Below are 22385 nucleotides of genomic sequence, written 5' to 3' on the forward strand. Positions count from 1 at the left end.
CGCTAGGTAGGAGGCCGTTCAGCGTCCGCGACCGAGGCGTCGCAGCGGGGACGAGAGCCGCGCCCAGAGACCGGGGCTCGGATCGTCGTTCGCGGGTGGCGGCGGAGCGACCGCGAACTGGACGAACTCCTCCGCGCCGTGGTGCACCACCCGGTAGAGCGCGGTGCCGATGAGCACTCCCAGCGCGATGGACATGACCGAGACGAGGGCGGCGGTGAAGTCGGCGAGTCCGTTGTCGGTCGCGAAGGCCTCGGTCAGTCCGACGAGCCCGGCTGCGCCGGGGACGAGCAGCCAGAACGCGGGGAGGAACGTCAGCTGCGAGGGGGCTCCGTGGCGGAGTCCGGCGATCCAGAACACGACCGGGGTCACGGCGACGGCGCCGATGAAGCCGCCGACCGCCGGGTCGATGAACTCGGTCCCGGCCCACTGGCCGGCGTAGGCGACGACCAGCGCCAGCAGCACCCACCCGAACGTCGACGGCGGGGCGGAGAAGTGCAGGTAGTTGCCGAGGGCGAAGACGAGGATGCCGAGCAGCGGAACCCACCACGGCAGGAACGAGGAGGCGTCGAGCGGCTCGTACGAGTCGGAGTCGACGCCGATGACCGCCCCCGCCGCGAGGATGCCGAACGCGAGCAGCGCCAGTTGCACGAAGCCGTAGATGAGCCGGGAGGCCCCCGAGATCATCTGTCCTGCCGCGAGTTCGACGGTCGCCGTGGTGAGCACCCCGCCGGGGAGGAACGTGACGAGGGGAGCGATGAGCAGCCGGATGGGATCGCCGATCTCGATCACCTCCGCGAGGAGGAACACCGCCGCGGCGCAGACGAAGGCCGCGGCGATCGGCATGATCAGCTGCAGAGTGGGGGAGCGCACGAGCTTCAGCAGCCCGATCCCGAAGCCGAGCGCGAAGGCGACGATCGCCCCCTGCCAGGTCGGGGCGAGCAGCAGGGCGAGGCCGGTGGTGAGCACGGCGTGCCCGAGCGTGCGGGTGAACCACCCGAGGCGCGGCCGCATGGCGCCGATCTCGTTGAGCCGCCGGATGCCGTCGAGCGGAGCCACCGAACCGGTCCGGGCGAGCGTGATCAGGTCGTACAGCGCGGCGATCTGATCGAAGCGGAACGAGGCGTTCGTGGCGGACCGGATCGCGACCCTCTCCTCCTCCGCGTCTCCGGTCTCCACGATGATGATGGTCGGCAGCACGACGAAGTCGGTGTCATCTCCTCCGGATGCCGTCGCCACCTCGGCGATGGTGTCGCGGATGCGGTCGACGGACTCGCCGGAGGCGTTCATCCCCTGAGCCAGCCCGAGCAGGAACTGACGCAGCGCCGAGCGGTCGACGGGCTCGATCATGTCAGCCGAACAGGAAGGACAGCGTCACTCCGACGATGATCGCGGTGCCGATGTACACGAGGTTCGGCAGCTGGAAGGAGTGGTCGACGACGAACTTGCCCATCCTGGTCGTGCCGGTCTGGTCGAACGCGACCGTGGCCACCTGGCTGCCGTTCGCCGGCAGGGTGTAGATGCCCATCGTCGCCGGCCACAGCCCCACCAGGAGCGTGGCCGGAAGACCGATCGTGATGCCGATCGGGACGATCGCATTCGTGGCGCTCGACTGGCTGGTGGTGAGCATCGCGACCGCGAAGAGGGCGAGGGCGAACAGCAGAGCGCCGAGGAACGCCGACGACCCCGAGACCACCGAGCCCAGGCCGTCGACGATGAGCGTCTGGTTCGCCGCGACGAACGTGTTCGCCAGCCACGCGATGCCGAACAGGGCGATCGCTCCGACGATGCCGGCGGGGAAGGTGGGCTGCTTCGGCACGTCCGCGGCCTTCACCTTGCAGAACACGAAGATCAGGGCGGCGATGATGCCCATCGTCACCTCGATGATGACCGTGACGCTGAGGCGCAGCGGGTCGCCGTTGTCGTCCGTGCCGATCACGGGCCGCAGGTTCTCGAACAGGCCGAAGAACACGATCACGGCGACGCCGGCGAGGAACAGACCGGCCGACAGCACGGCGGTGGGGGCGAGCTTCTTCTCGTGCGCGTCGACCACGGGCGGCTTGATCTGGTGTTCGGCCAGTCGCCGCTGGTATTCGGGGTCGTCCTCGAGGTCCTTGCCGTGGCGCATCATGACGAGCGCGGCGAGGAGGAGGCCGGCGATCGAGGCCGGCCACATGATCAGCAGGAGGCCGCCGAGGTCGACGCCCTGCGGGGCGAGCAGCACGACCATCGACGCGGTGGCTGCGGACACCGGGGAGCAGAGGATGCCGACCTGCGAGGCGACGGCGGAGACCGACAGTGCGCGCTCCGGGCGGATCTTCTGCTGGTACGAGACGTCGTAGATGACCGGGAGCAGCGGGTAGAAGATGTTGCCGGTCCCGGCGCCGACCGTGAACAGGAACGACATCGCCGGGGCGAGGAAGACGACCGATCGGGGACGCCGGCGGATGACCTTCGCGGCGACCGAGACCATCCAGTCGATGCCGCCCGCCGCCTGCATGGTCGAGGCGGCGGTGATCACGGTGATGACGATGAAGACGGCGTCGACGGGCGCGTTTCCCGGCGCCTCGCCGAACAGGAACACGAGGACGGCGACGCCGACGAGCCCCCAGACGCCGAGTCCGATGCCGCTCGTGCGGGTCCCCATGAAGATCGCGAGGATGACCACGACGAGCTGTGCGACGAGGATCCACACGTTGTCGTTCATGACGACGGCCCCTTCACGACGGGTGCCGATCCGGTGAGCCGCCTGGTCGGCAGTTCCGTCTCGACGATCTTCCCGTCGACCGCCTCGACCCGTAGCGCCAGGGGATCGTCGACCGGGCTGATCGCGGTCACGAAGTCGGAGTTCTCGAAGTGCAGCGACTGGAGGTTGCCGACCGCGTAACCCGTGGACAGCTCCCCGCTCAGGAGAGAGGCGTGGAAGAGGGGCCGGCGCTGGTCCTCGGCGTCGTAGTGCGGGCAGAAGCTGCCGTGCAGGAAACCGAGTCCTTCCGGCAGCACCTGGAGCGTGGGGCCGTAGCTGTCGGTCGTGCCTCCCTCGAACCAGCAGATGCCGCCCGCGCTGCCGCCGGTGAACACCACGTTCGAATCGGGGTCCTCCCACAGCTCGCGCATGATCTCGTCCAGGCCCTGGCGCTTCCACACGTCGAGCATGTTCGCGGTGTTCCCGCCGCCGACGTGGATCACATCGAAGCCGCGCACGAAGCCGGCCAGATCGTCGACGGCGCGATGGAACAGCGGCAGATGGTGCGGCGCGCAGCGGTCGGAGTCGTACGTGGAATAGAAGCTGACGATGTAGGCGGCATCGTCGCCGGTGGCCGTGCCGACGAAGAGCACGCGCGGGCGCTCCTTGCCGGTGAGCCCGAGGATGTAGTCGTGCGTCGGATCGTTCCGGCGCTCCATCATGGCCTTGCCGGCCCCTGTCGCGACGACGTGTGACATGCCCCCCACCTCACTGTCGAGTGTGAATGCGCTCAACCTACTGCGGCGCCGAGGCCGCCGTCCAGGGTGTCTTCATCCGGTGGGGGTGAGGGGCGACCGCCTTACGTGTTCATGCGCGCCGTGCCCACGATGCCCTCCAGGAGGGCGAGGGTGCGGGCGCGCGGGCCCTCCGGACGGATGCCGAGGACGCGCGCCAGTTCCTGTGCCAGGGCGGCGTGGCCGGCGGCGCCGGGGTGGAAGGGGTCGTTCATCAGCCCCCACGGCACACCCCCGTCGCCGAGCTCCGCGAAGCGGGCGTGCTGGTCGACGAGGATGACGTCCTCGTCGACGGCGACCCGGCGGACGGCCGCGGCGAACTCGCCGATCCGCCCGCGCTCAGGCGCATTGCGCACGTCGATCGCCGGCGGGGTCTGCAGTACGGGGATCGCGCCGAGCCCGCGGACCCGCGTCACGAAGTCGCGCAGCGACGCGGCATAGTCGTCCGCGCTGATGACGGGGCGCGGGCCGCCGTCCGAAGCGTCGTTGGTGCCGATCATGAGGGTGACGACGTCCGGGCGCCAGGATGCGACTCGGCGATCCCAGTCGTCCAGGAGATCGACGATGCGGTTGCCGCTGATCGCCGTGTTGAGCACGATGTCGCGCACGCGCTCGAGCTCTCCGCGGATCAGCTCGTGCAGGTGCTCCGGGTAGCTGCGTCCTCCCTGGGTGTGCACGAGGCCGTGGGTGATCGAATCGCCTGTGATGATCCAGTTCAACGGCGCCGGATCGGTCAGTGCGGCGGCGAGCCGGCGGCGGTCGGAATCGGCGGTGGCGGGGGAGGCGGATGCGGCGATGGGCACGGGTTCGAGCATAATCCGCGAGCCCGCGCGTAATGCTTCGGGCGTGAGCGCGTCCTGTCCCCGAGGGTGAGGTCGGGCGCTCGAGCACGGACGGGATCCGTGGTCCGGCGTCGGTGAGTTCCCACCTCGTCGACGTTCTCCGGAGCCGAGCCCTCGTGCGGCGGGCCGCCTCCCCTGGCCCGCCGCACTTCTCTGGCCGCGCCGGGTGAGGACGGTCGTCATCCGTCCGACGGACCTCGGACGTCGTCTGATGCAACCCGGCGATGGGCGCCGTGCCGAGGATTTGCAGTATATTTCCGGCCGACGCGTAAGACGTAACATGTTACTGTGTCTGCCTTGTAACCGCGCTCTTCGATTCGTGTGCGGCTTTTCACCGGAGGAAATTCATGTTGACCGATTCGCCACCTGCTCGGCCGCGCCGACGCGCGGACCGCCGTCCGTCTCGCCGCGGTTCCGCTGCCGCCGCACTCGTCCTGGGACTGATCGGAGCCCTGCTGGCGCCGCTGTCCGCGACGGCTGCTCCCCCGTACGCGACCGAGGCGAAGATCGACTCGCTCGCCTTCGCGCAGAGCACCGTCACGAGCGGGACCAGGGCCGAGCTCAAGGGCACCTGGTCTCTGCCGGACAATCCGACGGCACCCGCTGGGTTCGTCGTCGATCTGCCGGCGGATCTGCAGGGCATGCCGGACCGATTCCCGCTGCTCGATGCGACCGGCGCCAAGGCCGGGGACTGCGTCGCGACCGGCACGCAGCTCGTCTGCGACTTCGACAGCGCCTACTTGCGCAGCCACCCTCTCGGCCTGTCCGGGAGGTTCTCGTTCTGGGCGACGGTCACGACCCAGGTCACCGAGCAGACCACCGTCGACTACGACTTCGGCGACGTCACCGCATCGGTCGACGTGAAGCCCGATCCGTTCATCTGCACCGAGGACTGCACGTTCACGGGGCGCTCGAACTTCAAGAGCGGCGAGTACCAGAACAGCACGGACACGATCCAGTGGGACGTCGCGATCGGCGCGGGCGCCACGGGCATGACCGGGGGCCAGGAGGTCGTCGTCAAGGATGTGATCGGCGCGAACCAGGAGCTCCTCTCCCAATCCGCCACCGGCGAGCGCTCCCCGAGCCTGTGGGCGGCGAACGCGTTCCAGACGCTCCCCAGCGGGATGGTCGTGCCCGGGCCGTTCGCCGAGGTGGCCGCTTCCGACTACACCGTCTCCGCCGACGGCACGACCGTGAGCTTCACGGCGCGCGAGGGGTACTTCTACAACGTCCACTACCTGTCGAAGGTGACGGACGCCGGAGCGGCCGGCACGTATCAGAACGCGGCCGAGATCACCGTCGGAACCCAGAGCGCCTCCACCGTGACCTCCGAGGTCACCCGTCACGGCGGCTCGGGCACGGGAGAGGGCACAGGGGTGGGGACGTTCACGATCTCCAAGAAGCTCGACGGCGACACCGCGAACCTGGAAGACCTCACCTTCCACGGCAGCTACGTCGTGGCCACCCCGCAAGGCAGCACCGCGACCGGCGAGTTCGCCGTCCAGGCGGGCGAGACGTGGACCAGTCCCGCTTTCGCCGCCGGCAGCACGGTCTCACTCTCCGAATCCCTCGCCGGGCTGCCGGCGAACCTCGAGTGGGCGGCTCCCGCGTTCTCGCCGCAGACGGTCACCATCCGGGGTGACGAGTCCGTCGCGGTGACGCTGACCAACACGGCGACCCTGCGCACCCAGCCGTTCCTCGCGATGAAGACGCTCGCCGGGCCGGCGAAGGCGACCGCGATGGTGCCGGCAGCGACCCGCTACGTGCTCGAGTACTCGTATCCCGCCGGTCCGGGATTCCCGGCAGGCTCCGGAGAGCTCACGCTCGAGGCCGGCACCCCGGTGTCCGCGCCCGCGCTGCCGGTGGGCGCCGACGTCACGATCCGGGAACGGGCGCCGAAGCCCGTCGAGGGGATCACCTGGGGCGACCCGGTGATCTCGCCCGAGCGTTTCACCGTCGGCGACGAGGCCGTCACGGTGTCGGTCACCAACCCGGTCACGGTCGTCACCCCGCCCGTGGTGCCGGGCACGCCGAGCACTCCCCTCACCCCGACGACGCCGAGCTCGCCCGCGAAGCCGGGATCCGCCGGGGGATCGCTGGCGATCACGGGAGGCGAACCGGCGACGTGGAGCGCACTCATCGGGGTGCTGATGCTCGCTGCGGGAGGAGGCCTGGTCGCGGTGCGGCGGCTCCGACGATCCAGCCGCCAGCCGTGACCCGAGGTGGGGTGCCGTCCACGACGGTCGGCGGCACCCCCCTCGGTGCGAATCGCACAGGACCGGCGCCCGTCGTCAGGTCCTGACAGACCCCCGCGGGGGAAGGGGAGACATGACCGACCAACACGCAGACGCCGAACGGGAGCGCGACGCCGACCTCCTCGCCCGTACTCGTACGGGCGATCAGCATGCGTACGCCGAACTCTGGGAGAGATACGCACCGGCGGCGTCGGCGGTCGCGCGCTCCTACTGGTGGTCGACGGATCCGGACGATCTGGTGGCCGAGTCCTTCACCCGGATCTACCAGGCCATCCAGGCCGGGAAAGGCCCGACGGCCGCGTTCAAGCCCTACCTCTTCGCGACGATGAGGAATCTGGCGATCAGCTGGGGCCGCTCCCGCCGAGAGGTGCCCATCGAGTACATCGAGGCGGTCGAGGACCCGACGACGACGGAGGCGGCTGCGGACGCCGATTTCGACGCGTCGCTCGTGTCGCAGGCGATCCTCACGCTTCCGGAGCGCTGGCGAGACGTGCTGTGGTTCGGCGAGGTCGAGCACCTGTCCATGCAGGAGATCGGCAAACGCCTGGACATCAGCGAACGTGCGGCAGCAGTGCTCGCCTTCCGGGCCAGGGAGGGTCTCCGGCAGGCGTGGATCACGGCGCACGTCTCGGCGCAGCCTCCGACGTCGAAGGAATGCCGCTGGACGCTCGGCAAGCTCGGAGCGCATGCCCGTCGTCGCCTCACCCCACGGGACAACCAACGCATCCATGCGCACCTCGACGAATGCGCCGACTGCCGGGCGAAGGCGGCGGAGGCGAGGCAGGCCAGCTCGCGGATGCTCACGGTCCTCTTCCCGACGGGCGTCGCCGTGGGTGCCGGTGCGCAGGTGTGGGGAGCCCTGACCTCCGCGGGCATATCGGCGAGCGCGGCACCGATGCCGGCCGCCGTGACCCTGCCGGTCGCCGGCCTCGTGACCGGCAAGGCGAGCCTCGCCGTCGTCGCGGCCGTCACCGCCGCGACGCTCGGTGTGGGGGTCGCGACCACGCTCGTCGGAGAGCCGGCGGTGACCGCCTCATCGCAGACCACGGAGCAGCTCGTGCACCGCGCCGTCCCTGAGCCGACCCCCGCTCCGACGGCGGTGTCGTCCCCGAGCCCCGAGCCCCTCCCCGTCGTCGACGCACCCGACCCCGCCCCCGAGGCATCCGTGGCCCCGGACGTGCTCGAAGCCCCGGCACCGCCGCCCCCGCCGCCTCCGCCCGCGGTGAGCGTGCCCGGCCCGCCCGTGGTCATCGAGATCCCGACGCAGGTCTCCCGCACCGAGGTGCTCTCGATCACCGTCAGATGTGAGGTCGGGGCCGACCTCACGGTCTCCGCCTACGGCGTCACGCTCGCCGCGGGAGCGTGCCCGAGCACCGAGCTGTGGCAGGCGAGCCTCGACGTCAGCTCCTCTCCCGTCGCGTCGGGGACCGCCGTCACCCTGAGCTTCGCGCAGTCCAACATCGCGGGAGTGTCGGGCACGGCGTCGGCGACCGTGATCATCGTCGACTGATTCCGACGGGCGCGCGTAATCCCCGGCGGCTTTCGCCGTCCAGTACACGTCCGGCACCCCCACGGTGCCCGGGATGACCAGGCACGCGAGATAGGAAGCAATACGCCATGAGGAAACGATCGGGCACGTTCATGCTCGGAATCCTGCTCGTCCTCGGGGCCGGCGTCGCCGTCGGCTCCCCCGCCGCTGCGGCCGACGAGTCCGCCACGATCTCGGATCCCCGGACCGGTACCTTCACGCTCGCGGACGGCACGATCGCGACCGCGACGATCTCCGGCGACGAGTCGCGCACGTTCGGGGCCCAGGGCAAGACGCTCAGTTCCTGGAGCGGGACCGATGCGATGTACGCCCCCGGCGTCTCCGCGAGCACCCTCCCCGTCCTCGACGTCCACTCGCGGAAGAACTGCGGCACGGCGAAGCGATGCGGCGAGGGGCAGATCACCGTCGAGTTCGATCGGCCCGTCGACGATCCCGCCATCCACATCGCGGAGTTCGGAGCCGGGACCGGAGGCGCCTTCGGCTGGTCCGCCGCCGACGGGATCCGCTTCGCGTCGGCCGACGGCGGTGCCACGAAGGCGGTGGTGTCGGACGGCGCGACCTTCGTCGACGGAGGCGACGGGTACTTCCGCGGCGATGTCCGGATCAACTGCACGGCCTCGCCGCGTCCCGGCGGCTGCGGGAGCTTCACGGTGCCGGGCACGAAGATCACCAAGATCGTGTTCGACATCGCCCGTTTCGGCCTGAGCCCTTCCCAGACGGCCGGCTTGGACGCCTATGCGTTGGGGGTGACCGCCAGGGCCACGGCGATGCCCACCCCGACCCCGACGCCCACTCCGACTGCGACACCGACTCCCGAGCCGGAGCCGAAGCTCGCGGCGCTGACGGTGTCGAAGGTCGTGGACAAGGCCGCCGCCGTGCCCGGCGACACCCTGGACTACACCATCACCGTGTCCAACACCGGCGAAGCCGCCGCCCACGGGGTGCCCGTCACCGACACTCTCCCGTCCAGTCTGACCGATGCCACCGCCGATCAGGGCGGCGCGATCGCGGACGGGCGGGTGTCCTGGACCATCGACAGCATCCCGGCCGGTGAGCAGACCCTCCTGCACGTGACCGGGACCGTCGACCGGTCGACAGCGGGTTCGATGCTCGTGAACCGTGCGGTGGCGAAGAACCCCGCTGACGCTCCGGAGAAGACGCCGGCGCCGGTCTCCACGACACCGTGCACCGACGACGCCGCCGCGGCGTGCGCCACCACGGCGGTCACCGCGCTTCCCGCCCTCTCGATCTCGAAGGTCGTGGACAAGCAGGTCGCCGGTCACGGCGAGTCGCTCTCCTACACCCTGGTCGTGGCCAACTCCGGCACCGGGGCGGTCGCCGGCGTTCCCGTGGTCGACATGCTGCCCGCCGCGCTGACCGGGGTGACCGCCGATCAGGGCGGTGTCGTCGACGACGGCGCCGTGCGATGGACCCTGCCCGAGGTCGCCGCAGGAGGCAGCGTCGAGCTGCACGTGAGCGGAACGACCCCCGCCGGACTCGAGGAGGCGCAGCTGGTGAACCGTGCCGCGGTGCAGAACCCGGCAGACGCTCCGGCCGGCAGCCCGGCACCGACCGCCGTCACCCCGTGCCCCGATGACCCGCAGCAGGCGTGCGCGGTGACGGCTGTCGCCCCGGCCGCCGCACTGGAGATCAGCAAGACGGTCGCGCAGGCCACGGCTCAGGCGGGAGCGATCCTCGACTACACGATCACGGTGGCCAACACCGGCCCCGGCACCGCGACGCAGATCCCCGTCGTCGACGACCTGCCCGACGGCGCACGCTTCATCGCGGCATCGACCGGCGGCGCGGCGGTGAAGGACCGCGTGGGCTGGGTGATCCCCGAGCTCGGATCCGGCGCGACGGCCACCCTGACGCTGCGGGTCCAGGTTCCCGCGAACGCGCGGGGAGAGATCACCAATCGCGCCACCGTCGCCTACGACGCGACCATGATCGAGGCTCTGCGAGACGCGGCGGAACAGGCCGGCATCGCGGTGCCGGAGGATCTGTCCGGGCTGCCCGCGCTTCCGCCCCTCACCGCCGCGCATCCCTGCCAGGACGACGCCGGCTGGTCGTGCGCGGTGACAGCCGTCCGCGCTCCGGCCCCCGCCGGCCTCGCCCAGACCGGCGGCACCATCCTGTCCGCGATCCCGGCGGTCGTGCTGCTGGTCGGCGGGGCGCTGCTCCTCGTGCTCGGCGCTCGCCGCAAGTCCAACCGATAACCACTCGTCACGTCAGCCTCGGGGAGCCTCCCCCGAGGGCTGATCGAGGTACCCAGAAATGAAGCTCTCCCCATCCTCCTCGCCCGTCGGTCTGCCGAGATCGTCGGTGATGGTCGTGTTCGGAACGCGTCCCGAGATCGTCAAGCTCGCGCCGCTCGTCCGCCGTCTCGGTGACGCCGCGTACGTCGTCCACACGGGCCAGCACTACGACCACGGCATGTCCCGCGCGTTCCTGCAGTCCTGCGGCATCGGCCGCGTCGATCTCCAGCTGCACGTGGGCGGCCTCCCACGAGCCGCGCAGATCGGACGCGGTGCCGAGCAGATCGCCGAGGCGGTCACCCGCTTCGAGCCGAAGTACGTCGTCGTGCAGGGCGACACCAACGCGACGTTCGCGGCCGCGCTCGCCGCGAACGCCGTCGGAGTCCGCCTCGGTCACGTCGAGGCCGGGCTCCGTGCCAACGACCGGCGGATGCCCGAGGAGCACAACCGCGTCATGGTCGATCACATCGCCGACGACCTGTTCGCCGCGACGGAGGCGAACAGGGCCAACCTCCTCGCCGAGGGCATCGCCGACGAGCGCATCCTCGTGACAGGCAACCCCGTGGTCGAGGCGGTGCGGTCGCAGCGCGCCGCCGCTCAAGCCGACGGCGACGAGCTCGTCCGACTCGGCCTGTATCCCTCTCGATACGTGCTGGCGACCCTGCACCGGCAGGAGAACGTCGACGATCCGGAGAACCTGCTCGCGACGCTGCACGCGTTCAACCGCATCGCGGCGTCGGGCTGGCCCGTCGTCTTCCCCGTGCATCCGCGCACCAGGGCGATGCTGACCTCGCTCGAGGCCACGCATCTGCTGGACGCGCTGATCGCCGAGGACCCGCTCCCGTACGAGCGCTTCCTCGCGCTCGCCGCACACGCCGCGGTGCTGGTGTCGGACTCGGGGGAATCCAGGAGGAGGCGACCGTCCTGGGGCGCCCCGTGCTCGTCGTCCGCGACTCCACCGAGCGGCCCGAGGCGCTGGGCACCTTCACCAAGCTGGTGACCCCGCAGACCCTCGCGGCGGAGACGGCCGCCCTGCTCGCGTCCGTGGAGCGCACGCTCGAACGGCTCGACGCCCTCCCCTCGCCCTTCGGCGACGGAAAGGCGACAGAGCGCATCGCGGAGCACATCCGCGTCGCCGTGACCGAGATCACCCCCGAGGAGGCCTGATGTACAGCAACGAGGTATCCACTCCGATCGCCCTGGTCGGCACGCTCGCGATGACCGGACCCGACTCGGTGGTGACCTGGGTCGTGGCCGCTGCGGTCTCGATGGGCGCCGGCGCGTTCCTGCTCTGGCGTCAGCGGCTGCTCCGCCATGCCGTGGCCGACCCCCGAGGGCGTCGTGATCGCTGCCGCTAACGCCATCTCCTTCCTCGTCACGCTGACATTCCTCGTCTACGTGTTCATGATCGTGGTGCCGTTCCTGCGTCGCCGACCCGATCCGGAGGGACCGGTCGACGCGTTCGAATGGCACATGTTCGTGCCGTGCCGGGACGAGGAGGTCGTCATCGGGCGGACGATCCGCATGCTCCGCACGACGGTGCCCGAGGCGCACGTCTGGGTGATCGACGACGACAGCGACGACGACACCTCCGCGATCGTGCAGGCGGCGGCGGACGAGGACCCCTTCGTCCACCTCGTCCAGCGGCGGCGCCCCGACGCCAGGACCGGCAAGGGCGATGCCCTCAACGCCGCGTACTTCCAGCTGCACGCCTTCCTGCCCGACGACGTCGACCGCTCCCGCGTGATCGTCTGCGTGGTCGACGCGGACGGCGAGGTGGCCGAGAACATCCTGCGGCAGGCGGCCTCGCCGAACGCGTTCGGAGATCCCGAGGTGGGAGCCGCTCAGGTCACCGTGTACATGAAGAACCGCGACGACCGGCACCCGGTACCCGGTGCCGGCCGGGTGCGGAACACGTTCGGACGCTTCCTCATCCGGATGCAGGACATCGAGTTCCGCGGTCCGATAGCAGCCGTCCAGTCCCTGCGCGGGTGGACGCAGACCGTCGGACTCGGCGGCAACGGCCAGTTCACCCGGCTGTCGGTGCTGGACGAGATCTCCGCGCAATCGGACCGGCCCTGGCACGGATCCCTCCTCGAGGACTACGAGCTCGGCATCCACGTGCTGCTCGCCGGCCACAAGAACCGCCACCTGCACGACACCTACGTCTCCCAGGAGGCTCTGCACGACTTCCTGCGCTTCACGGTGCAGCGGACGCGGTGGGCGCAGGGGAACATGCAGTGCATCCGGTACGTGCCCGAGATCGCACGGTCGACGAAGTTCACGAACGCCGGCGTCTTCGAGGCCTGCTACTACCTGATCCTTCCGTTCTTCCAGGTCATCGCGAACCTCGCCGCCGTGACGCTGTTCATCGGCGCCGCGATCGGCCTCCTCTCCGGAGCAGTCAGCCTGCCGCCCGCGTCGCTCGCTCTGCTCGCCGTGTTCTATCTCGCGTTCGGCATCGGCCCGTTCTTCATCTGGGGACCGCTCTACCGCCGCTACAGCGAACCGCAGGCAGGCTTCTGGACGGGGATCCTCTGGGGCTTCGGGCTGTGGCTGTACGACTACTACGTCTATCTGACGGGTGCGCGGGCCATCTATCGGATCCTGCGCGGCCGGAACGGGTGGGCCAAGACCCGCCGCAACGGAGAGATCAACGTCTCCGGACCCATCGCTAAGGACAGCTGATGCCCGCATTCGCCCTCTCGCAGCGCGGGTTCGAAGCCCCGCCTGCGCCCCGCGCCCGACGACGCCCCTCCGCCGTCGACACCGCTCTGCGGGTGCTGATCGGACTCGCCCTTGTCGCCGTCGCCGTGCTGCTCATCGTCTTCGAGGAGCGGGTCCGCATCGTCGAGGCCGGCGTCGCCAGCGCCTGGCTCTCCCCGCTCGTCCCCGGGGGCGTCCGCCCCTACCTGAACTACTTCATCCTCGAGGTCGAACCCGGCAGGACGGTCGCCTTCATGGTGACCAACGAGTGCACGATCGCGTTCCTCACCGCGCCTCTGCTCGCGTTGTCCGGAGTGATCCTGGCCATGAAGCGGGTGAGCTGGGGGCGCGTGCTCCGCGCGCTGATCCTGTCGGTGGCCGTGATCTTCCTGACCAATCAGGTGCGGCTCGGCGTGATCGCCCTCGGATCGCACGCGCTCGGCTTCGACGTGGGCTACGAGCTCACGCACCGCCTGATCGGCTCGGTGCTCAGCATCATCGGCTTCAGCGCCGCCTACCTGGTCTTCGTCGTCGTGATCGCGGATCTGCACCTGTTCCGGCGGCAGCAGACGCGCCGGTACGCCCGCCGACAGCGGGCGTAATCAACCACCGCCCCTTCCGTCTAGTCCGTGGCGAAGCACTCTGCCCGCCGCGTCAATTCAAGAAAGGGGCTCGAGATGAAGAGCATCCTCAAGTCCGCATGCACCACCGGGATCGGCCTGCTGATCATCGGGGGGTCGCTCCTCGGAGGTCAGGCGGCCACGGCCGCCGAGCAGCCGATCGCTCCGGACAGCAACTCATCGGCCTACCCGGCGCCGACCCGGCCCGCGCCGGCACAGGCGCAGTCCACGGACGAAGCCGACTCTCCGGTGCAGGTGCGCGGCTACCTCGGCCGCGCGACGCAGACCGCCGCCACGGGCGTCACGCCGGAATCGGAGATCAAGGAGGGCGCCATCGTCCAGCTCGTCAACGACGAGCAGATCGACGGCGTCTACAAGGTCATCCTCCCCGTGCCGGCCAACACGAGCTTCGTGTCGGCGACCGAGGGCGGCCAGCTCATCGGCGCGAACGTGGTCTGGACCTTCAACGTCACGCATGACGGCGGCACCAGGATCGTGACGCCCATGGCGACGTTCCAGGTCGCGAAGGACTACTGGGGGCCGCAGATCACCAACAGCGCCAAGGTCCTCTACACCGGCGGCGTGTTCACGGATGACCAGCGGTTCACCTACAACTACAGCCACCAGTTCGCGGAGCGTCCCGCCGTGCCGATGGTCGACCCGACGGTCGGCCTCGCGGGTGCCGGCGTCCTCGCGGTCGGCGCCGCGGGCACGTTCGTCCTGCGACGCCGCCCGTCGTCCATCGACTGACCCGCTTCGGCCACACGACAAGAGGAAGACACAGAACCTGTGAAGAAGACATCCATTCTTCGGGGTGCGCTGGCCGGGGGGTTGCTCGCCGCTTTGGCGGTGGGCGCCCTCGCGGCCGCCCCCGCGGCCACGGCGGCCGACATCAACGGCTGGAGCGGCTCGGGCGACACCCGCACCGCCTCCGCAGCCGGCGCGACCGCCACCATCAGCACCACCGACAAGATCCAGGTCAAGAGCTCCGGCGACGTCGTCAACCTCGCCACGGTCCGAGACGGCGGTGAGCTCGGACTGAACGTCATCGGCCTCAACGAGGGCTACCCCTGCAAGAACGGCGTCGAATGCGTTCGCGGGAGCGTCGTCGTCGACTTCGGTCAGCAGATCGCGAATCCGAAGATCAAGCTCGGGAACCTCGGCGGCGACGTCTACTCCGTCGGCGGCATCGTGCAGAGTTCCGCCAAGTACACCCTGAAGACCTCGGGGGTCACCCTGAGCTCGGTCGGCGGGAACCTCGACGTGACGTCGAACACGATCACGTCCACCAACTTCGCGGCCAAGAGCGGCACCGTGCAGGTCAACGGCACGGTCTCCAAAGTCGAGTTCCAGATCACGATGCGTTCCAAGGGGGCCTTCCTCGGCGTGGTGCCGACCTGGACCAAGGTGCCCGGCGACCTGCACAGCATCGACATCGACGTGGACAAGCCCACCAAGCCGGTGCTGACGGTCGCCAAGGACGACCACCGGGACGCCGCGGTCATCGGGGACCAGCTCTCCTACGACATCGTGGTGCGCAACACCGGCGACGCCGCGGCGACCAATGTGGCGATCAGCGACGACCTGCCGGCCGGACTCACCGGGATCACCGCCTCGTACACGGCGGGAACGACAGGGCAGGTCTCCGTCAACGGCCAGCAGGTTCGCGGCACGATCCCCTCGCTCGCGCCCGGAGCCGCATCGACGCTCACGGTGAAGGCGACGGTCGGCGCGACGACACCCGTCGGCACCGTACGCAACAACGCGTGTGCCGTGGCGACGTCGTCCAACCAGGCGTGCGACTGGGATGACACCACCATCACCAAGCAGACCAAGCCGGTGCTGACGATCGACAAGGACGATCACCAGACCACGGCTGTCGTCGGCGACCAGCTCTCCTACGACATCGTGGTGCGCAACACCGGGGACGGTGCGGCCGGCAACGTCGTCGTCAGTGACGACCTGCCTGCCGGACTGACCGGCATCACCGCGTCGTACACGGCCGGGACCACCGGTCAGGTGTCGGTGAACGGTCAGCGCGTCGAGGGCACGATCCCCGCCCTCGCTCCCGGGGCGTCGTCGACGATCACCGTCAAAGCGACCGTCGGCGCGGCCACCCCGTCCGGTGTCCTGCGCAACAACGCCTGTGCGGTGGCGACCTCGGCGACCCAGGTCTGCGACGGGGACGACACCACCATCACGAAGCCGGCTCTGACGATCAGCAAGGACGACGGGCAGGGCGACGTCAAGCTGGGGCAGGAGCTCACCTACGACCTCGTGGTGCGGAACACCGGCGATGGCGTCGCCAGGCGCGTCGTGGTCAGCGATCCGCTTCCGGCCGGTCTCGACTTCGTGTCGGGCAGCGGTCCTGCGGGCGTGACGGTGAGCGCAGCCGGACGCACCGTGACCGCCGAACTCGGCGATCTCGCTGCCGGCCAGTCGGTCACGGTGAAGGTGAATGCGAAGGTCAATCAGTCGGCGCCTCCTGGTGCTCTGACCAACCAGGCGTGCGCTGTCGCGAACAACGCGTCGAACGTCTGCGACGACGACACGGACACCGTCAAGCGGGAGTTCTTCCAGTACACGTTCAACTCGAACCCGACCGACCCGCAGCCGGGCCAGGCCGTGACGTACCGGATGGAGTTCGGCAACAACGGCAACGTCGACTCGGCGAACGCGGAGATCGTGTACGACCTCGCCGGCGTCCTGGACGACTCGAGCTGGAACGCCGGGAGCGTGACCGCGAACAGCGGTACCGCAACGGTCACCGGGAACAGCATCGCGTGGAAGGGTCTGCTCGCGTCCGGGCAGACCGTCGTCATCACCTTCACCGGGGTGTGGAACGGCGCCGGCGACGGATTCGCCTTCCCGAACGTCTCCTACTACGGAAGCGCACGATAGAGAGGATCAGCAGCAGGGCAGGAGGGGCCGTCCGCAGGGGCGGCCCCTTCCGCGTGCGCGCCGCCAGTGCGCCGCATCAGGCGATCCGCCCGAATCAGGCAGTTTCCGCGCGCAAGCTCCTGATCCCGCGGGAGTGCCTGATCCGGCGCGACCGCACACGGCGACGTCCTCCGGAAGATGTAGCATGTTACCTCCCCAGACGGCTGCTCTGGACCCCGGTCGCTCCGTAGCGTCGAGGGTATGAACGAGATGAACAGGCGCCCGGCTCAGCCCGGCACCGCACAGCAGTCCCTTCCCGGTCGCGCGTCCCAGGCGCTCCTCGTGGCGTCCTTGGGCGTCGCGGTCGCCGTCGGTGGCGTCGTACTCGCCGCTCAGGCCGCGTCGGCGGAGGAGGTCCCCGCGTCGACACCTCCCTCGAGCGCTTCGACGTCCGCCGCTCCGACCGTCGAGGTGACGCACGACGCCTGGACCATCGCGGTGTCCAAGAGCGCCGACGGCGTCGAGATCACGCAGACCGTGGACGGTGCGGTCGCCGTCTCCGGTCACGCGGACCTGGTCGACGTCGCCCCCGGTGACGTCACCTCGCTCGGGCCGTGGGTCGCGGGCAGCGACTTCGACTTCGTCGGTGTCGGACGCCTCAACGCCGTCGGTCAGGCGGGGGACGACGTGACGGCGGTCACGATCACGACCAGCACGGGAAGAGTCGTCGAGACGCAGCTCAAGGACGGCATCTGGCTGGCCGCCTGGAACGGGGACCTGGATACCGAGGCGGGCGGCGGGGGAGTGCCCGACTCCGGGGTCTTCACCATCACCTCTGTCACGGCGGACGGTGCGGAGCACACCGTCACCTCGGTCGACGTCGCCACGACGGACTGACGCTCGGAGGGCGAAGGGCCGGGCACTCCTCGGGGTGCCCGGCCCTTCCGCCTGCTCCCGCAGGGTCACGCGGCCCGCCGCATCAGGCGATCCGCCCGAATCAGGCAGTTCCCGCGCGCAAGCGCCTGATCCCGCGGGAGTGCCTGATCCCGCGCGCCGCCGGATCCACGGGAGTGCCTGATCCCGCGGGGGTGCTGGATCCACGGGACCCGCCCCCTGCGGCGAGGGATGCGAAAGACTGGAGGTATGACATCGCCTGCACTCGACACCCTCCTGGCCCGCATCGTCGAGAGCGGACTGCTCGAAGAGCCCGTCGCGGAGAACGACCTCGTCTACGGCCGGGCGATCATCGACGCCGCCGGCACGGCCGTGAACGTGAACGTCGACCCGGAACTGGAGGACCACGAAGACGATGTGGACCCCGACGCGCTGGTGGCCGCGGTCTCGCGCGTGCTGTCGGTGAGCGAGTCGCGGTGGCGCACGATCATCGACGAGATCGTGGATGACATCGAGGACGCGGTCGACGACGAGCCCGTGGCCGAGCAGACCGCGCTGCGCGACGACCTCGAGGCCACGTCGGTCGTGGTGTTCGCGGATGCCGTGCTCCTGGCATTCCTCGCCCCGAAGCAGTTCCCCGACTCGCGGATCCTGGTGCAGCTCGACGAGGACCTCGAGGTCGACGGTGTCGAGGTCCGGGACCTCGACGGCATCGAGACGATCGAGGTCGACAGCCTCGACGAGCTGCTCGACCGGATCAGCGGTCCTGACGAGGACTGAGCTCCGCCTTCCCGGACGCGCGTAACCGTCCCGAGGATCTCCGCTCCTGTTGGCAGAGAGTCCTCGATCCGACGGTGTTCCGTCGCGCGTTCCCGAAAGGCAGAGCCGAATGACCCGTCGCACGATCGTCCGCAGCACCTGTGCCGTCCTCGCCGTCGGAGCCGTCCTCGGGTTGAGCGCCCCGCTGACGGCCCTCCCCGCCGCCTCCGCTCCCGCCGAAGGAGAGGCCGCCCTGAACTGGGTGGTCAACACCGCGCCGGGACGCACGAGCACCGACACGGTGGCGGCGGCCATCGCGGACGCCGGCGGCACGATGCTGATCTCGTACCCGGAGATCGGCGTCACGGTCGCTCGAGCGCCGGAGGGTGGCTTCGGCGCGGAACTGCGGAAGCTGTCCTGGGTGCAGTCGGTCGGCCCCACGCGCACCGCGACCACGCCCGACGTCCTCCCGGAGCCCGGAGACTCCGCAGCCGGTGCCACGACGGAGCCCGCTTCGATGCCTGCCGAGGGCACGGCCTGGGACACGGTCGCCATCGGCGCGACCACCGCGTCCGGGAAGGGAGTCGTGGTCGGGATCGCCGACAGCGGCGTCGACGCGGGGCACCCCGACCTCGCCGACCGGATCGACCCGTCCCTGTCGGTGGGGTGCGGCGTCAACGGCGTCCCCGACACGCGTCCGGAGGCGTGGCGTCCGGGGGCCGGTCCGGGCGGGGCGCACGGCACCCACGTCGCCGGCAGCGTCGCGGGAGCGGCGAACGGCAGCGGCATCCGCGGCGTCGCCCCCGAAGCGCGCGTCGCGGCGATCAAGGTCGACAACCAGTCCGGCTTCATCTACCCCGAGGCCAGCATCTGCGCGACGATGTGGGCCGCCCAGCACCGCATCCCGATCGTGAACCACAGCTACTTCGTCGACCCGTGGTACCTGTGGTGCGCGGACGCCGACACGCAGGCCGCCGCCCTCGAAGCGCTGCGTCGCGCCTATGCCTACTCCCGCGAGCAGGGGGTGCTCAACGTCGCCGCGGTGGGGAACGAGGGCCAGGACCTGGCGGCCGTGACGACCGATGTGATGAGCCCGGACGACGCGGAGGCGCAGCCGCGACCGGTGACCTCGTCGTGCCTGCAGGCGCCTGCCGGACTGCCGGACGTCATCTCCGTCGCCGCTGTCGACCAGGACGAGACCACGGGGGCTCTGATCCGCGCGGGGTTCTCGAACTTCGGCGTCGGCAAGGTCACGGTCGCCGCGCCCGGAATCGTGTGGTCCGCGGTGCCGCGCCAGGCGGACGGGTCCATCTACGCCTCCTTCCCCGGCACGTCGATGGCGTCGCCGCATGTGGCCGGCCTCGCCGCGCGCATCCTCTCCGAGGACCCGGCTCTCACGCCGGAGGGGGTGACGCGGCGCATCACCGAGACCGCGGACCCGCTCTCCGGTGCGGGGTCCGACCTGGTCGGCGCCGGGCTCCACGATGCGGGCACCGGCACACCTGTTCCTGCCGTCGGCGTGTACTCGAAGGTTGCGCTCACCGGCCAGCCCTTCCGCGTCAGTGGAAGCGGCCATCCGGCGAACAGCACGGTCGAGCTGCGCATCGGCGCCCAGACCCAGCGGGTGCAGACGGACGACGCCGGCCGCTTCGCCACCGTCTTCGACGTCCCGGACGACGCTCCGATCGGCGCGGCGAAGCTCGTCGCCGGCAGCGCATCCGCCCCCATCGTCATCCGCACCTCTCCGGCTGCTCCGACGGTGCTCACGCCGCGTCCGGACTCGACGACGTACGCGAACAGCACGCGCATCACCGGCACCGGCGTCCCCGGCACCCTCGTCCGCGTTCGCGTCGCCGACGGCGAGCTCACCCCGTACCTGCGGTTCATCCGCGTCGGGGAGGACGGGCGCTGGACCGCGACGGCACCGCTTCCGCAGGGGCGATATCAGGTGACGGCGCGCACCGTCGCCGGAGAGGACGCCTCCGCGCCGACGGCCCCCGTCCCGTTCGCCGTGCACACCGCATCGGCGCTCTCCTACTCCGTGCAGATCTCCCCGCAGTCCGGGCCGCAGGACGACACGCTCGTCCGCGTGGACCTCACGAACGCGGGAGCCTCCGCAGGTGCCGGCACGGTGGACATCGACCTCTCCGCATACGAGCACTTCCCGCTGCCGACGCCCTCGGTCGGCGAGATCGAGCGGACCGACCGCGGACTCCGGTGGACGCTCACGCTCGACTCGACGCAGAAGGCGCAGCTGCAGATCCCCGTCCGCGCCGGGACCGACGACCCGCCGTTCCCCGTCATCACCGTGAAGTAGCGCCGCCGGAACCGGGAAGGCCCCCTTCGCGCGAAGGGGGCCTTCCGTCGCGTCAGCGGTCGTCCGAGGTGGCCGCCGGATCCATGGCGTTCCGTCGCGACCGGGTCCCCGACCGCGTGACGATGATCCAGACGACCACCGCCCCGCCGACGACGAGGATCACGGCACCGAGGACGTATCCGGCACCGATCGCCGGTGGGTCGGTGTCGGCGGCGAGGTCGCAGCCATCGGCGTCCAGATCCAGCACGGATCCCGCAGCGACGCAGTCGTTGAGTTCCACGATCTGCTGTCCGTAGGGGCGCTCGCGATAGATCTTCTTCTCGCCGTCCGCGCTCACCTCGCAGGGGTTGTCGAGCACGCACTTCTTCCCGTCGTGGTTGCTCGAGTTGTTGACACCGACGAGGGTCTTGCCATCCGCGGCGAGAAGGGCCGCGCGCGAGTAGCCGCCTTGAGACTTGCACCTCTCGGCCTCCGACATCCGCAGCGAGTCGTGCTGTTCGTAGCCGTCCTCGCTCAGCGTGGGCACAACAGCCTCGATCGTGCATTCCCGCGGTCCTCCCAGGAGGAAATCGGTCGCCATGAGCGTCACCTTGTCGCCGGTCTTCGGCGGTGTGCTGGTGACGCGCAGTACGCGTACACCCCTCTGCTCCAGCTCGGCGTAGGAAGCGTCGAGGCGGTAGACGGCGACATCCGTGCCTGTCATGGTGGCGAACAGCAGCCGGTCGATCCGGGCCGTGTGGAACCCGAAGCCGCCGGCATCGATGAAGGAGATCGGCGCCTCGACCTTTTCATCCACGATCGAGGACCCGGGTTCCGGCATCTCCATGCCAGGGTCCAGGTTCGGGACGCAGTGCCCGTTCGTGAGAAGAAGCGCCGGATCGTCGTCCTGCGACGCAGCGGTGCGCACGATCGAGGACTCGCAGTTCGGGAACGCCGGGAACCCCCCTGTACCCATATCGATCTCATCGTCAGGGATCGACTCGTGCGTCGCCATGATCGTGCGGATCCAATCGAGGTGCCTGGTCAGCTCCGTATAAACCCCCGAGGAGTCGGCGTTCCTGGGATCGGGACCGGAGAGCACTCCGGCGATCGCCCACCCGTCACCTTGACGGACGAGCAGCGGCCCCCCGGAGTCCGCGTTACCGGTCTTGGCCTCCCCGCCCACACAGATCGTCGTCTCCCCGCCGTAGCTCGGGCATCCTGACGGCGGGAGGACCTCGACGTCGCCCTCCTGCAGCATCTTCGGATACACCCCAGAAGCGTCGATCGACGTGTCACCCCAGCCGACGATGCGAGCGGACGTCCCCGGCGTCGGCTTCTCGGAGGCGACGGGAATCGGCGTCTGAGAGACGGCGGTATCGAACCGTAGCAGCATCACGTCCTTGCCCCACCAGAGTTCTCCTGGAGCAGACATGCGGAAGTAGCGGCTCACCGTGGCGACTTCACCCCCCTTCGTCACGTCGGGCGACGCGAATTGCACCGTCCAACCGATAGGAGAGTCATACTGGGCGAGGTTGTTCTTCAGGCAATGCGCCGCTGTCACCCCCCAGTGCGGGTCGATGAGGGTGACGCCGCATCCATTGCCGCCGGCGCCGGGTGGTACGGGGTAACCGGGTTTGTACGCTCCCACGAACGGGTACTTCTCGCTTGCTTCCTCTCCGTTGCTGACAGCGAGCGCCGGCGCGGTGCCTGCGAAGAGCAGAGCAGCGGCCAGCAGAGCGGACATGATGAATCTGAGTGACTTCATGCGGTCGACGCTAGGAAGGCGGATGTTGCGTCCGTGTATGAAATCTCTGACATCGCGCGGAGGCGTGCGAGATGCATACGC

The 22385-nt window shown here is 69.9% G+C and carries 16 protein-coding genes and 1 pseudogene; 12 read left to right on the plus strand and 5 right to left on the minus strand.

Annotated elements, in window-relative coordinates:
- Positions 1–18: 18 nt before the first annotated feature.
- From CSX12_RS00870 to CSX12_RS00885, 4 genes are all read right to left on the minus strand, one after another.
- Positions 19–1347 (minus strand): threonine/serine exporter family protein, encoded by a 1329-nt coding sequence (locus CSX12_RS00870; RefSeq protein WP_124894520.1) that lies wholly within the window; start codon positions 1345–1347, stop codon positions 19–21.
- Between the two features lies 1 nt (position 1348).
- Positions 1349–2704: an anaerobic C4-dicarboxylate transporter family protein gene (locus tag CSX12_RS00875; protein ID WP_017203018.1), complete on the minus strand. Its 1356-nt coding sequence runs from the start codon at positions 2702–2704 to the stop codon at positions 1349–1351.
- Positions 2701–3441, minus strand: a complete 741-nt coding sequence (locus CSX12_RS00880; RefSeq protein WP_124894521.1) for a peptidase E — start codon at positions 3439–3441, stop codon at positions 2701–2703. The genes CSX12_RS00875 and CSX12_RS00880 overlap by 4 nt, the downstream gene beginning before the upstream one ends.
- A gap of 101 nt (positions 3442–3542) precedes the next feature.
- Complete coding sequence (locus tag CSX12_RS00885; protein ID WP_225855681.1) at positions 3543–4280, minus strand: SGNH/GDSL hydrolase family protein; 738 nt, start codon at positions 4278–4280, stop codon at positions 3543–3545.
- Positions 4281–4666: 386 nt separating this feature from the next.
- On the opposite strand from CSX12_RS00885, the gene CSX12_RS00890 reads away from it, so the two are divergent.
- The 12 genes and pseudogenes from CSX12_RS00890 (at position 4667) to CSX12_RS00945 (ending at position 20557) form a co-directional block, all read left to right on the plus strand.
- The gene (locus tag CSX12_RS00890) at positions 4667–6535 is read left to right on the plus strand and encodes a DUF5979 domain-containing protein (protein ID WP_124894523.1); all 1869 of its coding nucleotides are present in this window, start codon (positions 4667–4669) and stop codon (positions 6533–6535) included.
- A gap of 112 nt (positions 6536–6647) precedes the next feature.
- Positions 6648–8084 (plus strand): sigma-70 family RNA polymerase sigma factor, encoded by a 1437-nt coding sequence (locus CSX12_RS00895; RefSeq protein WP_124894524.1) that lies wholly within the window; start codon positions 6648–6650, stop codon positions 8082–8084.
- A 107-nt stretch (positions 8085–8191) separates the two neighbouring features.
- On the plus strand, positions 8192–10342 hold the full coding sequence (locus CSX12_RS00900; protein WP_124894525.1) for a DUF11 domain-containing protein: 2151 nt from the start codon (positions 8192–8194) through the stop codon (positions 10340–10342).
- A 109-nt stretch (positions 10343–10451) separates the two neighbouring features.
- Positions 10452–11548, plus strand: a pseudogene (gene wecB / locus CSX12_RS00905) (UDP-N-acetylglucosamine 2-epimerase (non-hydrolyzing)).
- Positions 11548–11739 (plus strand): LPXTG cell wall anchor domain-containing protein, encoded by a 192-nt coding sequence (locus CSX12_RS00910; RefSeq protein ID WP_017203012.1) that lies wholly within the window; start codon positions 11548–11550, stop codon positions 11737–11739. The pseudogene wecB and the gene CSX12_RS00910 overlap by 1 nt, the downstream one beginning before the upstream one ends.
- Entirely contained in the window at positions 11723–13069 is a 1347-nt protein-coding gene (locus CSX12_RS00915) for a glycosyltransferase family 2 protein (RefSeq protein ID WP_124894526.1), read from the plus strand. Before CSX12_RS00910 ends, CSX12_RS00915 begins: the two co-directional genes overlap by 17 nt.
- Positions 13069–13689, plus strand: coding sequence for an exosortase/archaeosortase family protein (locus CSX12_RS00920; RefSeq protein ID WP_124894527.1), 621 nt, complete (start codon positions 13069–13071; stop codon positions 13687–13689). The genes CSX12_RS00915 and CSX12_RS00920 overlap by 1 nt, the downstream gene beginning before the upstream one ends.
- A 75-nt stretch (positions 13690–13764) precedes the next feature.
- Positions 13765–14457, plus strand: a complete 693-nt coding sequence (locus CSX12_RS00925; RefSeq protein WP_124894528.1) for a hypothetical protein — start codon at positions 13765–13767, stop codon at positions 14455–14457.
- Between the two features lie 39 nt (positions 14458–14496).
- Positions 14497–16608 (plus strand): DUF11 domain-containing protein, encoded by a 2112-nt coding sequence (locus CSX12_RS00930; RefSeq protein ID WP_124894529.1) that lies wholly within the window; start codon positions 14497–14499, stop codon positions 16606–16608.
- Between the two features lie 240 nt (positions 16609–16848).
- Positions 16849–17484, plus strand: a complete 636-nt coding sequence (locus CSX12_RS00935) for a hypothetical protein (RefSeq protein WP_124894530.1) — start codon at positions 16849–16851, stop codon at positions 17482–17484.
- A 246-nt stretch (positions 17485–17730) separates the two neighbouring features.
- A complete protein-coding gene (locus CSX12_RS00940; RefSeq protein WP_124894531.1) occupies positions 17731–18261 on the plus strand; it encodes a cytochrome C5 in 531 nt (176 codons plus the stop codon).
- Positions 18262–18370: 109 nt separating this feature from the next.
- Positions 18371–20557: a S8 family serine peptidase gene (locus CSX12_RS00945; protein WP_124894532.1), complete on the plus strand. Its 2187-nt coding sequence runs from the start codon at positions 18371–18373 to the stop codon at positions 20555–20557.
- A gap of 52 nt (positions 20558–20609) precedes the next feature.
- Here CSX12_RS00945 and CSX12_RS00950 read toward each other — a convergent pair whose 3' ends face one another.
- Positions 20610–22304, minus strand: a complete 1695-nt coding sequence (locus CSX12_RS00950; RefSeq protein ID WP_124894533.1) for a serine protease — start codon at positions 22302–22304, stop codon at positions 20610–20612.
- Between the last annotated feature and the right edge of the window lie 81 nt (positions 22305–22385).

Source organism: Microbacterium sp. Y-01, assembly GCF_003856715.1.
Classification (GTDB): Bacteria; Actinomycetota; Actinomycetes; order Actinomycetales; family Microbacteriaceae; genus Microbacterium; species Microbacterium algeriense.